At 71.8% G+C, this 13,106-nt stretch carries 10 protein-coding genes; 7 read left to right on the top strand and 3 right to left on the bottom strand.

What is annotated here, in order from left to right:
* Nucleotides 1–116 precede the first annotated feature (116 nt).
* From pdhA to APR04_RS23795, 3 genes are all read left to right on the top strand, one after another.
* Nucleotides 117–1,286: a pyruvate dehydrogenase (acetyl-transferring) E1 component subunit alpha gene (pdhA, locus tag APR04_RS23805; protein WP_253875159.1), complete on the top strand. Its 1,170-nt coding sequence runs from the start codon at nt 117–119 to the stop codon at nt 1,284–1,286.
* A 5-nt stretch (nt 1,287–1,291) separates the two neighbouring features.
* Nucleotides 1,292–2,326, top strand: a complete 1,035-nt coding sequence (locus APR04_RS23800) for an alpha-ketoacid dehydrogenase subunit beta (protein ID WP_253875157.1) — start codon at nt 1,292–1,294, stop codon at nt 2,324–2,326.
* Between the two features lie 64 nt (nt 2,327–2,390).
* Nucleotides 2,391–3,917 (top strand): dihydrolipoamide acetyltransferase family protein, encoded by a 1,527-nt coding sequence (locus APR04_RS23795; RefSeq protein ID WP_253875155.1) that lies wholly within the window; start codon nt 2,391–2,393, stop codon nt 3,915–3,917.
* Nucleotides 3,918–4,104: 187 nt separating this feature from the next.
* On the opposite strand, the gene APR04_RS23790 is transcribed toward APR04_RS23795, so the two are convergent.
* Nucleotides 4,105–4,386, bottom strand: a complete 282-nt coding sequence (locus APR04_RS23790; RefSeq protein WP_308292390.1) for a WhiB family transcriptional regulator — start codon at nt 4,384–4,386, stop codon at nt 4,105–4,107.
* 158 nt (nt 4,387–4,544) lie between these two features.
* Between APR04_RS23790 and APR04_RS23785 the strand changes: the two genes are divergently transcribed.
* Both APR04_RS23785 and APR04_RS23780 read left to right on the top strand, forming a co-directional pair.
* On the top strand, nt 4,545–6,590 hold the full coding sequence (locus tag APR04_RS23785) for a bifunctional copper resistance protein CopD/cytochrome c oxidase assembly protein (RefSeq protein WP_253875153.1): 2,046 nt from the start codon (nt 4,545–4,547) through the stop codon (nt 6,588–6,590).
* Nucleotides 6,591–6,627: 37 nt separating this feature from the next.
* On the top strand, nt 6,628–8,805 hold the full coding sequence (locus APR04_RS23780) for a S9 family peptidase (protein WP_253875151.1): 2,178 nt from the start codon (nt 6,628–6,630) through the stop codon (nt 8,803–8,805).
* A gap of 108 nt (nt 8,806–8,913) precedes the next feature.
* On the opposite strand, the gene APR04_RS23775 is transcribed toward APR04_RS23780, so the two are convergent.
* Both APR04_RS23775 and APR04_RS23770 read right to left on the bottom strand, forming a co-directional pair.
* Entirely contained in the window at nt 8,914–9,258 is a 345-nt protein-coding gene (locus tag APR04_RS23775) for a hypothetical protein (RefSeq protein ID WP_253875149.1), read from the bottom strand.
* A gap of 292 nt (nt 9,259–9,550) precedes the next feature.
* Nucleotides 9,551–10,639, bottom strand: coding sequence for a chymotrypsin family serine protease (locus APR04_RS23770; RefSeq protein WP_253875147.1), 1,089 nt, complete (start codon nt 10,637–10,639; stop codon nt 9,551–9,553).
* A gap of 257 nt (nt 10,640–10,896) precedes the next feature.
* On the opposite strand from APR04_RS23770, the gene APR04_RS23765 reads away from it, so the two are divergent.
* Both APR04_RS23765 and APR04_RS23760 read left to right on the top strand, forming a co-directional pair.
* Nucleotides 10,897–11,112 carry a hypothetical protein gene (locus APR04_RS23765; RefSeq protein ID WP_253875145.1) on the top strand — a complete coding sequence of 72 codons (216 nt, stop codon included), beginning with the start codon at nt 10,897–10,899 and terminating at the stop codon, nt 11,110–11,112.
* A 10-nt stretch (nt 11,113–11,122) separates the two neighbouring features.
* A complete protein-coding gene (locus tag APR04_RS23760) occupies nt 11,123–13,093 on the top strand; it encodes an NHL domain-containing thioredoxin family protein (RefSeq protein WP_253875143.1) in 1,971 nt (656 codons plus the stop codon).
* The last annotated feature ends 13 nt before the right edge of the window (nt 13,094–13,106 follow it).

Raw genomic sequence — 13,106 nt, 5'->3', positions numbered from 1 at the left:
AGGTTGCGGATCGGCTAAATTTCCGGCTGGACCCGTGCCAGGATGGAAAGGTCCCCGGAACGGGCCGGGCGTCTCCGCAACAGCGGGCGCTCGCGTCCGCAGTTGAAGGAGGAAGCGTGACTACGACCAACGGCTCCAACGAGGCGATCCCGACGTTGCAGCTACTCGATCCCCAAGGGAACCGCGTCACGACGCGCGGCACCAAGGGGTACCGTGACCGAGCCGCTGCCCTGACCGCGGAAGACCTCCGTGGCATGTACCGCGACATGGTCCTCACTCGCCGTTTCGACGACGAGGCAACCTCGCTCCAGCGACAGGGCGAGCTCGCCCTGTTCGCGCCGGCTCGTGGCCAGGAGGCCGCGCAGGTCGGCAGCGCCCACGCCCTGCGACCGCAGGACTACGTCTTCCCGTCGTACCGGGAGCACGGTGTCCTGCAGGTCCGAGGTCTGGACCCTGTCGATCGGCTGCGGTTCTTCCGCGGTTCCGACCACGGTGGATGGAACCCGAACGAGAGCAACACGGCCGTCTACACCATCGTCATCGGCGCGCACACCCTGCACGCCACCGGTTACGCCATGGGCGTCCAGCGTGACGGCACCCCGCACGACAAGCACGACGGCACCGCGGTGATCACCTACTTCGGCGACGGCGCCACCTCGCAGGGCGACGTCAACGAGTCCATGGTCTTCGCCGCGGTGAACGAGGCGCCGGTCGTGTTCTTCCTGCAGAACAACCAGTGGGCCATCTCCGAGCCGACCACCCGGCAGGCGAAGACCCCGCTGTACAAGCGGGGTGAGGCCTTCGGGCTGCCCAGCCTGCGGGTGGACGGCAACGACGTCCTCGCCGTGTACGCCGCGACGCAGGAGGCGCTCGAGCGGGCCCGTCTGGGCAAGGGCCCCAGCTTCATCGAGGCGTTCACCTACCGCATGGGCGCCCACACGACGTCGGACGACCCGACCAGGTACCGCACCTCCGACGAGGAGGAGCAGTGGCGACGTCGTGACCCGATCGACCGCCTCGCCGCGCTGCTGCGGGCAGAGAACGCGCTCGACGAGGACTTCGAGGCCGAGATCAAGGCAGAGGGTGACGAGCTGGGCGCAGCGCTGCGCACCGGTGTCCGTGCCCTCGACGGCGGCTCGGCCGTTGAGAGCACGTTCGACGACGTGTACGCGACGCCCCACGGCGTCGTCGCCGCCGAACGTGCCTGGTACGAGGCCTACGACGCCGGTGACCCGCCGGCCTCGCAGTATGCGATCGCGGACTCAGCGCAGGGAGGCGCACGATGACAACCATGGCGGAACGTACGCACACCACATCCAGCGACGCCCCCGACGCGGCGTCCGGCACCAAGACGCTCACGCTCGGCAAGGCCATCAACGAGGGCATGCGTGCCGCGATGCGGCATGACGACAAGGTCATGCTCATGGGTGAGGACATCGGCCCGCTGGGCGGCGTCTTCCGCGTGACCGACGGCCTCCAGGCGGAGTTCGGCGAGCAGCGGGTGGTGGACACGCCGCTGGCGGAGTCCGGCATCGTCGGCACCGCCATCGGCCTGGCCATGCGCGGTTACCGGCCGGTCTGCGAGATCCAGTTCGACGGGTTCATCTTCCCGGCGTTCAACCAGATCACCACCCAGCTCTCCAAGATCCACAACCGCACGCGCGGCGCGATCCAGATGCCCGTCGTGATCCGCGTCCCGTACGGCGGCGGCATCGGCGGCGTCGAGCACCACGGGGAGAGCCCGGAGGCGCTGTTCGCGCACACCGCGGGCCTGCGCGTGGTCTCGCCGAGCAACCCGCAGGACGCCTACACGATGATCCAGGAGGCCATCGCCTCCCCGGACCCGGTGCTGTACTTCGAGCCGAAGAGCCGCTACTGGGGCAAGGGCTCGGTCGACCTGGACACGGCCATCGGCACGGACACGCTCAACGCGGCACACGTGGTCCGCCAGGGCACCGACGTCACGCTCGTCGCGTACGGGCCGTCCGTCGCGACCGCGATCAAGACCGCCGACGCGCTCGCAGAGGAGGGCCGCTCCGCGGAGGTGCTCGACCTGCGCGCCATCTCGCCGATCGACACCGCCGCCGTGGTGGCGAGCGTCCGCAAGACCGGGCGCTGCATCGTGATCCACGAGGCGCCCGTGTTCTTCGGGGCCGGCGCAGAGATCGCGGCTCGGGTCACCGAGGAGTGCTTCTACGCTCTCGAGGCGCCCGTGCTCCGCGTGGGTGGCTTCCACACCCCGTACCCGGTGGCGAAGCACGAGCACGAGTACCTGCCGAGCGTGGATCGCGTGCTCGACGCCGTCGACCGTGCCTTCGCGCACTGAGCCGCGAGCGACGAATGAACGAGCCACGGACGAGTTGTACGGATCAGCCGAGAGTGAGCCGAGAGTGAGCTTGAAGAACCAGAGGTTCCCGCTCCCAGACGTCGGAGAGGGCCTCACCGAGGCCGAGATCGTCGAGTGGCAGGTCGCCGTCGGCGACACGGTCGAGGTGAACCAGACGATCGTCGAGATCGAGACCGCTAAGTCGCTCGTCGACCTGCCGTCACCGTGGACCGGGACGGTCGCCGCCCTGCTCGTCCAGGCGGGCACCACCGTCGACGTCGGCACCCCGATCATCGAGATCACCGTGTCCGACGGCGCCGGTGGTCCGGCCGGGTCGACCCCGAACGGCACCGCCTCGGCGGCAGGTCCGGACGCCGGTTCCGGCGGTGCCCCCGCAGAGGGCGCTCAGGACGAGAGCTCCGGGTCGGTGCTCGTCGGCTACGGCACGGCTGAGGCGAAGGCGAGCGGACGGCGTCGGCGGCACCAGGTGGCCTCGGCTGCCGCGCCGACGTCGGCTCCGACCGTACCGGTGGCCGAGCCTGCTCCGGCGGCCGGGTCTGTCGGGCCTGCCGGGTCCGGCGGGGCCGCTGCCACGGCAGTCGCCACCAAGGCCCCCGCAGCACCCGCCCAGGCGCCTGCCCCGGCCGCCGCCCCGGCGTCGGACACCGGTACCACCACGGCCGCGCGGGCTCGCGTACTGGCGAAGCCGCCGGTCCGCAAGCTCGCCAAGGACCTGGGAGTGGACCTGGCGGGTGTGCACGCGTCGGGTCCTGGCGGCATCGTGACGCGCGAGGACGTGGTCTCCCACGCCGAGCGCTCGTCGGTGCGGACGCTGACCCACTACCCGGACGACGAGCCGTGGCTCGCCTCGGGCGTGGTCTCGCCGGACGGGCGCCAGACGCGCGTCCCGGTGCGGTCGGTGCGCAAGCGCACCGCCGAGGCCATGGTGGCCAGCGCGTTCACGGCACCGCACGTGACCGTGCTGCACTCCGTGGACGTCACCAAGACGATGAAGCTCGTGGCGAACCTCAGGGAGGACCGCGACTTCGCGGACGTCAAGGTGACGCCGCTGCTCATCGCAGCCAAGGCGATCCTGCTCGCGGTGAAGCGGCACCCGCAGATCAACGCCTCGTGGGACGACGCGGCGCAGGAGATCGTCTACAAGCACTACGTGAACCTTGGCATCGCCGCGGCGACGCCCCGGGGGCTCGTGGTGCCGAACATCAAGGACGCGCACACGCTCGACCTGCTCGGCCTCGCGAAGGCGCTCGCCGGGCTGACGGCGACCGCACGGGCCGGGCGCACGTCCGTCACGGACATGTCCGACGGCACCATCACGATCACCAACCTGGGCGTCTTCGGCATCGACACGGGTACGCCCATCCTCAACCCGGGAGAGGCGGGGATACTCGCCTTCGGCGCGATCCGCAAGCAGCCCTGGGTGCACAAGGGCAAGGTGAAGCCGCGGTGGGTCACGCAGCTGAGCTTCAGCTTCGACCACAGGCTGGCCGACGGCGAGCTGGGTGCGAGGTTCATCAAGGACGTCGCGCGCGTGCTCGAAGAGCCGGCGCACGGCCTCGTCTGGGGCTGATGCAGAACGTGTCAGGCCCCCAGGTCACCTCGGTGACCTGGGGGCCTGACCTGTCCTGCTACCGGGGCAGTGCGCTCGTCCGGATCCGTCTGGGAGATCCTCGGTGCGGAGAGCGCACTGCTCCGGCGTCTCACGGCGACCGGAGCCGGTCGCCGTGCCTCGGGCAACGCCTCGTGGGGCACGCGGCTCACGCCACGCGCATGCCCCCGATGGACCGCGGCCGACCGCGACGGCGCTTGCGGCTCCGCACGGTGCCGTCCACGACGATCTCACCGCCCCAGACGCCCCACGGCTCGCGGCGCGCGAGGGCGCCCGCGAGGCACTGTGCCTTGAGCGGGCAGACGGCGCATGCGCGCTTCGCCTCCTCCAGGTCCGCGGGATGTTCCGCGAACCAGAGCTCGGGCTGGTCCGAGCACGGCACGGAGTCGTCGGTCTCGGTGATGATGTTCGCGAGGTCCACACTGGTCACAACGCAGAAGAGGGTCGAAGGGTTGGGTTTGGTTCATATTCGGGCCGAACTTTTCCTCGACTTCGTCGAAATGCCCGTTACCGAGGTGCTTGCAGAGTGGTCAACCGGACACCAGCGGACGGTCAGTGCCGCTTCGGAGCCCGCCTAGGCTGGACGGTGTGACCCCGACCGGCGCCCGGAACAGCACCAGCAGAACCGCACGGACGAGCACCGCGAGCGGTCCGGCCAGCCCGTCGTGGCTCGCCGCCGCCCTGCCTGCCGCCGCCCTGGTGGCGCTGGCAGCCCTCTTCGCGGCCGGCACGTTCTCGGGCGCCTTCACCGCGTTCGCCAACTTCGCCGACCCGGGTGCCCTCGTGCGCTGGGGCATGCCCGTCGCGACGGTGGTCACCGAGCTGTCCGTCGCCGTGACCATCGGCTCCCTCGCGCTGGCGGCCTGCGTGCTGCCCCGCGGGCCGCTCGTCGACCGGGCCCTCGGGGTCGCCGGCGTCTCCGCCGGCCTCTGGACGCTCGCAGGGCTGGTGCAGCTCGTGCTGCGGTTCTCGTGGTCCACGTACCTGCCGCTGGACGCACAGGGCTTCGGCCCCGCGCTGATGGAGTACATCTCGACCATCCCCGTCGGGCGCACCTACCTGGCCATCGTGATCATCGCTGCAGTCACGGCTGCCGTCGCGCTGCTGGTCCGTGGCCAGGCAGGCGCACTGTGCACCATCGCGCTGCCGCTGGCCGCCCTTGCCATGCAGTCCTCTACCGGCCACGCCGCCGGCGCCGCCAGCCACGACGTCGCGGTCTCCGCGCTGTTCCTGCACCTCGGCGGCGCTGCCCTCTGGATCGGCGGGCTGGGTGCCATCGTCTTCGTCGGCGTCCGGCACGCCGCCACCGCCGACATCATCCGGCGCTACTCCGAGATCGCGTTCTGGTGCTTCGTCGCCGTGGCGATCTCGGGCCTGGTCAGCGCGTGGGTCCGGATCGGCTCGCTGGACGGGCTGAGCACCGACTACGGGATCCTCCTGGTGGTCAAGGTCGTGCTGCTGATCGTCCTGGGCGGCCTGGGCTGGCTGCACCGCAGCACCGTCGTCGCCCGGCTCACCGCGGGGACCGCCACCAGGAACGCGGCGATCGGCCTGTTCTGGCGGCTCGCCGCCGTGGAGATCGGGGTGATGGGCGCGGTGTCCGGCGTGGCGGTCGCGCTCGGCTCCACGGCACCGCCCGTGCCCGACGAGGCGATCGTCGACCCCACCCCGGCCGAGCTCGTCACCGGTCACCCCCTGCCGCCCGAGCCCACGGTGCTCCGCTGGCTCACCGAGTTCCAGTGGGACGTCCTGCTCGCGTTCGCCTGCGCGGCCGCTGTGCTCGTCTACGTGCGGTGGACGCTGCGGCTGCGGCAGCGGGGGGACGGGTGGCCCGTCGGCCGCACCGTCTCCTGGTGTCTCGGCATGGTGGTCCTCTTCTGGGCCACCAACGGCGGCGCGGCCGCCTACGGGCACGTCCTGTTCAGCGCCCACATGGTGCAGCACATGGTCCTGGCGATGGTGGTGCCCCTGTTCCTCGTCCTTGCGGCGCCCGTCACCCTGCTCATGCGGGCCGTCCCGGCACGCAAGGACGGCTCACGCGGTCCGCGCGAGTGGGTGCTGGTCCTCGTGCACTCCACCGTGGGCCGGTTCATGGCGAACCCCGTGGTCGCCGCCGTCCTGTTCGCCGGCGGGATGATCGTCTTCTACTTCACGCCCCTGTTCTCGTTCGCCATGTCCACCTACGCGGGGCACGTGTGGATGGTCGCCCACTTCACGCTCGTCGGGTACCTCTTCGCGAACGCCTTGATCGGCATCGACCCCGGTCCCGCCCGGCCCAGCTACCCCCTGCGGCTCGTGCTGCTGTTCGCGACCATGGCGTTCCACGCGTTCTTCGGCGTGACGCTCATGTCGGGTACCGCGCTCCTCCTGCCCGACTGGTTCGGCCTCATGGGCAGGGAATGGGGGCCGAGCGCCATCGAGGACCAGCAGAAGGGCGGGGGCGTCGCGTGGGGCATCGGCGAGCTGCCGACGCTGCTGCTGGCCGTCGGTGTGGCGTTCTCCTGGGCCCGCTCCGACGCTCGCGAGGCCAAGCGGACCGACCGCAAGGCGGAACGGGACGGCGACACGGAGCTCGAGGCCTACAACGAGATGCTGGCCGAGAAGGCCGCCCGGGCAAACCGCACCGACCCCTGACCCCGCTCCTTGTCGTGGGCGTGATAGACGTGTCCCCGTGAGCGAATCTCTGCAGACCCCGTTCCACGACCTCGACCACTACGTCGCGATCCCGCGCCTCACCGGCCTCACGGCCAGCCAGGACGGCACCCGCCTCGTCGCAGGAGTCCAGACGCTCGACGACGAGCGCACCGGCTACCGCACGGCGCTGTGGGAGGTGGACCCTGCGGGTGAGGCCCCCGCCCGGCGCCTCACCCGCTCGACGAAGGGCGAGTCGTCCGCCGTCTTCACCCGCTCCGGCGACCTCCTGTTCACCTCGGCCCGGCCCGACCCGGACGGGGCCCCTGCAGGCTCGGCGACCGAACCGACGTCTGCCCTCTGGCTCCTGCCCGCGCACGGCGGTGAGGCCCGTGTGATCGCGGTCCCGCCCGGCGGCGTCTTCGGCGCACTCACCGCGCGCGACGCCGACACCGTGAGCGTCGCCGCCGCCGTCCTGCCCTCTGCGAAGGACCTGACGCAGGACACCGAGCTGCGCAAGGCTCGCAAGGACCAAAAGGTCTCCGCGATCCTGCACACCGGCTACCCCGTCCGGCTCTGGGACCACGACCTCGGGCCCGACCAGACCCGACGCTTCGCGGGCGACCTCGCGGCGCTCGCCGACGAGCCGGCGTCGCCACTGCCCAGTGACCCGGTCGCCGAGGGCGAGATCCCGGATGGGGAGCCCCCGTCGTCGGGCAAGCACCTCGATCTGCGCGACCTCACGGGCGCCGGCCGGCACCTCGAGGAGCACTCGGCGGACCTGTCCGCCGACGGCACCACGCTCGTGGCGACCTGGGCCGTGCCGGACGCTGGCGCCGCCATCCGCACCACCCTCGTCGTCGTCGACACGGACACGGGCGACCGCCGGGTGCTCGTGGACGACCCGGACGCCGACGCCGCCGGCCCCCGCATCTCGCCCGACGGCGCCTGGGTCGCCTACGTGACCGAGTCCATCTCGTCCCCGGACGAGGCCCCGGTGACCCGCCTGGCCCTCGTGCCGACCGACGGCTCGGCGGAGCCCGTGGTCCTCGCCGACGACTGGGACCGCTGGCCGGGCCGTCCCACCTGGCTCCCGGACGGCGGCGGCCTCCTGGTCCAGGCCGACGACGACGGCCGCGGCCCGGTCTTCCTGCTCACGTTCTCCGGGGCGCTGCCGGGCAGCGACGTCGTCGTCGAGAAGCTGACCGCCGACGACGCGGTCTTCTCCGACCTCTCCGTCACGCCCGACGGTGCCACGGTCTTCGCGCTGCGCACCTCCTACGCGGCCCCGGCCGAGCCCGTGCGGATCGACCTGGCGGCCTTCCTCGCCTCCGGCGCGCCCGGGGGGCGGACGCCGCTCGCGGCGACCCTCCTGCGCTCGCCGGTGCCGGCCCCCGCGCTGCCGGGCCGGCTCACCGAGATCGAGACCACGGCGGAGGACGGTTCCCGCGTGCGCGCCTGGCTGGCGCTGCCCGCCGACGCAGGGCCCGAGGCCAAGGCGCCGCTCCTGCTCTGGATCCACGGCGGCCCGCTCGGCTCCTGGAACGCCTGGAGCTGGCGCTGGAACCCGTGGCTGATGGTCGCCAAGGGATACGCGGTGCTGCTGCCCGACCCGGCGCTGTCGACCGGGTACGGCCAGGAGTTCGTCCAGCGCGGCTGGGGTGCCTGGGGCGGTGCGCCGTTCACCGACCTCATGGCGATCACCGACGCCGCAGAGGCGCTGCCCGAGATCGACGAGACCCGGACGGCGGCCATGGGCGGCTCGTTCGGCGGCTACATGGCCAACTGGGTGGCCGGCCACACGGACCGCTTCAAGGCGGTGGTGACCCACGCGAGCCTGTGGGCGCTGGACCAGTTCGGCCCCACCACCGACGCGAGCTTCTACTGGGCCCGCGAGATGACGCCGGAGATGGCGCTCGAGAACAGCCCGCACCTGGCCGTGGGCGAGATCCGGACCCCGATGCTCGTGATCCACGGCGACAAGGACTATCGCGTCCCGATCGGCGAGGGCCTGCGCCTGTGGTTCGAGCTGCTGACCAAGTCCGGCCTCCCGGCGTCCGACGACGGCGAGACCGTGCACCGGTTCCTGTACTTCCCGGACGAGAACCACTGGATCCTCACGCCGCAGAACGCCAAGGTCTGGTACCAGGTGGTGTCGGCGTTCCTCGCGGAGCAGGTGCTCGGCGAGAGACCGGAGCTGCCGACGACCCTCGGCTGAGCCGGGGCGCGACCGAGGCGGGGCTCAGGCCGCGACGGGCAGACATGCTGGGGCAGAGCGCCGTTCAGGCGCTCTGCCTCGGTGCTGCTCTCTGCCTCGGTGCTGCTCTCAACCCGCCCGGACCGCGCCGAGGACGCGCACGCGCACTGCGACGTCGTCGATCTCCTCGGGCACCTTGTCCACGAGGCCGGGGTCCGTCACGTTGACCTGGAGCACCCAGCTTCCGCCGGGGCCCGTCACCTGCTCCACCGAGATCTCCTCGGCGAGCACCTCGACCGGCGATCCACCGGACGTGTCGGGCTCCGCATGCTTGCGCGCCGGGTACTCGCGCGGGGGCCGCCCGAGGGACGTCGTGTACTCAGGGGCGACGCCAACTCCGATCACACCGTCGAGCCCAGTCACTTTCTGCCGCAATGCGGCTTTTGCCGACCGAGCTTCGTCGAGTGTTGCCATCCCGATCACCTCCTGATCATCCATTGTGTCCCCCGTGTCTACCCCTCGCACTGGGTTCGGAAGCGGCCGAACGACTCCCGGGGCAGCCGGCGGCGACTCCGCAGGTCAGCGGGTTTGGGGCGTGCGACATGCCGCAGGGACACGCCCAGGCTCCCGGCCGCCGGGCACGACACGCCCGGCACTGGAAACGCTGGTGCGCACACCGAACGTCACTCGAATTGGTACATACGGCGTCCGAATCACTGGACACCGCCCGGGAACGGGCGCTGACCGCTCTCGGACGGGTCGTACCTCACCCGAACGGGTGCGCCGGCTCACCGGCCAGCTCGATCTTGAGGATCTCGAGCACCTGGTCGATCGGGTTGGCATAGGTGAGCCCCTTGCCGCTGCGCCCGCCGGACTCCGACCCGGCGAACAGGAGGCCGAGCGCCACGCCGTCCTCCCGGTATACGAGCGCACCCGAGTCGCCGCCCCGCGAGAACGGCCCGTCGTCCAGACTCTCGATCTCGATCTGGTCGTCGAAGTTGAGCGCCCCGAGATCCTCGTAGCCCACTACGACGTCGTCGAGCTCGATGGCGGTGACCCGCCCGCGCGTGATCGACGTCGTGCGGCCTACCTTGCCGACGATCTCACCGCCGAGGGCGCGCGCGGTCTTCACCACGCGCCCCACGGGGTACTCGAAGTCGACCGGGACCCGGTCGAGGCGCGCGATCGCGGCGTCCGTATACGCCGGCTCGACGGTCGTCAGGTCTACCACCTGCGTCAGCTCGCCGATCCGGTCGCCGGGCGCGAGCCCGCCGTCGGCAGGTCCGGGCTGCAGGACGACGTCGCCGGGCCGGGCCTGCCGGGAGCCGGCCAGGACGTGGTAGTTCGAGAGCGCGTACAGCTCACCGCCCCTGGAACCGTTGCTGCCGCCGTCCCGCCCTCCGGGGCCGGTACGGGTCACGAATGCGCCGAGCGTGCCCGCCGTGACGCCCACGTGGCCGATGGAGATGCCCGGCCGCAGCGGACGGCGCCGGTCCGTGTCGCCGTCGGCCTGCGACGTCGGTGCGGGCGGGCGCGGTCCCAGCTCGCTCACGGGACGGATGCGCCCGGTGCGCCGGACGTCGACGTCGGGCCCGACCTCCGCTGAGACCTTGCGCACTATCGAGCGGGCCCTCGGCACCCCCAGCCGGTAGCGGACGGCGATGCCGAAGCCGCCCTCCGCCTGCGGCACGAGGCCGAGGGCGAGGGTAGGGGCGCGTACGAGGTCTGCTGCCTCCAGCACCGTCTGCCGGCCCAGCGACCGCGGTGTTGTTGCCACGACTCCGTGCTTCTCGGCGAGCTCTCGGGCGAAGGCTGCGAGCTGCTCCTTCATCTTCCTGGCCTGGTCGCGGTCCATGCCCTGATCCTCTCCTCACCCACCAACACCACACGGCACACAGTTGGCGACACGCCGATCTCTGAGCAAAGTCATCCTAAAGGCGGATTCCGCCCTGCCAGGTTTGCGCGGTACGTTCCTCTGCTACACCCAACCATGGCCGGGTGAAAGTCAGGAAGACCTGAGATGTCACAAAACATCATCGGCTGCCTCCTGAATCGTTGGCGGCGTTCGCATCGGACGCCGGTGGACACGGAACGGCGAGAATGATCGGGACGATGGATGAGACGCGGAGCGTGCGGGTAACCCGCGCCGACGTGCGCGAGGCCCTCATGTGGGCACTCGAGCGGGATCGCGCCGCACTGCTCGCGCACCGGGCGGCCGTGCACTCCAACAAGAGCGACCTCACGCGCCGTCGGGCCGACAAGGCACTGGTCGAGCAGTGGCGTGCCCGCGAGCCGGACGCGGGGCAGGGCAGCGCACCCGGGGAGTGACAATGGGCCGGTGAGCACCACCGCCCAGAACCTCCCGCGGGTCCGCGCGTCCGAGCTCGTCGGGCGCGGCTGGCTGAACACCGGCGGACGCAGCGTCACGCTCGCCGACCTTCGCGGCAAGGCCGTGGTCCTGGATTTCTGGACCTTCTGCTGCATCAACTGTCTGCACGTCCTCGACGAGCTGCGTGAGGTCGAGGAGCAGCACCGCGACGAGCTCGTGATCATCGGCGTCCACTCGCCCAAGTTCGAGCACGAGGCCGACCCCGACGCCCTCGCCGCGGCCGTCGAGCGGTACGAGGTGCGACACGCGGTCCTGGACGACCCGGAGCTGGTCACCTGGGGCGCGTACACCGCGCGGGCCTGGCCCACGCTCGTGGTCATCGACCCCGAGGGGTACATCGTGGCCCAGATGGCGGGTGAGGGTCACGGCTCGGCGATCGCGGCGCTGGTGAGCGACCTCGTCGCTGAGCACGCCGCGAAGGGCACCCTGCACCGCGGTTCCGGTCCGTACGTGCCACCCGCCCCGGCGTCGGGCACGCTGCGGTTCCCCGCCAAGGCCCTCGCCCTGCCGAACGGCAACCTCCTGGTCGCGGACGCCGGGCACCACTCCCTCGCCGAGCTGGAGCCCGACGGCGAGACGCTCGTGCGGCGGATCGGCTCGGGGGAGCGCGGGCTGGTGGACGGCGGGCCGGGTGAGGCGCGGTTCAGCGAGCCGAACGGGCTGTGCCTGGTGCCGGACGACCTCACGGCGAGCCTCGGCTACGACGTGGTGGTCGCCGACACGGTCAACCACGCCCTGCGCGGTGTGCGTCTCGCGGACGGTGCCGTCCTCACCGTTGCGGGCACGGGCCGGCAGTTCATGGTCGGCGGGCAGGAGAACGTCTGCGGGCGTGCCGGCGAGCCGGCGAGCGCGTACGAGCCGGGCACCACCGTCGCGCCGCTCGACCTGCGCCTGAGCTCCCCGTGGGACGTCGCGTGGTCGCCCGTCCGAGGCGCGTTCGTCGTCGCCATGGCCGGCAACCACACCCTGTGGGAAGTCGACCTGCTGCAGGGTTCGGCCAACCTGCTCGCCGGCACCATGAACGAGGGCCTGGAGGACGGTCCCGGCGAGAGTGCCTGGTTCGCCCAGACCTCCGGCATCGTGCCGTCCGCCGACGCAGAGGGGCGTCCGGACGGGCACCTGTGGATCGCGGACTCCGAGACCTCTTCCCTGCGCCGCGTCGAGCTGTCCGACGGCGTCGACGGTGCGCCCGCCGCGACCGTGCGGACGGCGGTCGGCCAGGGCCTGTTCGACTTCGGCCACCGCGACGGTGCCGCCGACCAGGCGCTGCTGCAGCACCCGCTGGGCGTGGCCACGCTGCCCGACGGCTCCGTCGTCGTCGCCGACACGTACAACGGCGCGGTGCGCCGGTACGACCCTGCGACCGCCGAGGTGACCACTCTGGCCAGGGACCTGGCGGAGCCGTCGGACGTGCTCGTCGAGATCGCGGACGGAGGGGTGCGCCTGCTCGTCGTGGAGTCGGCGGCCCACCGGATCACCCGGGTCGCGCTCCCCGCGAGCCTGGCGGGCGAGGTGCTCGACGGCGGTGCGCACCGGGTCGCCCGGCCCGCCACCGACGTCGGTGCGGGGACGCTCCGGCTCGACGTGCCGTTCGCGCCGGCGTCGGGCCAGAAGCTCGACGACCGCTGGGGTCCGTCGACGTCGCTCCAGGTCAGCGCTACCCCGCCGGAGCTGCTGCTCTCGGGGGCGGGGAACGGGACCGACTTGTTCCGGGCCCTCGTGATCAACCCAGAGGTGACCGAGGGCGTGCTGCACGTGACCGCGAAGGCGGCGTCGTGCGACGAGGTGCCCCTGCTGCCGAACGGCGAGCCGGACCCCGACGTGTTCCCCGCGTGCCACCTCGCGCAGCAGGACTGGGGCGTACCGGTTCGCGTGGTGCCTGCCGGCGACAGCGAGCTCACCCTCCCGCTCCGCGGCTGACGGCTCAGACGGC

The sequence above is a fragment of the Promicromonospora umidemergens genome (assembly GCF_024171995.1).
GTDB lineage: Bacteria > Actinomycetota > Actinomycetes > Actinomycetales > Cellulomonadaceae > Promicromonospora > Promicromonospora umidemergens.
This window is presented reverse-complemented; position numbering and strand designations above follow the sequence as displayed.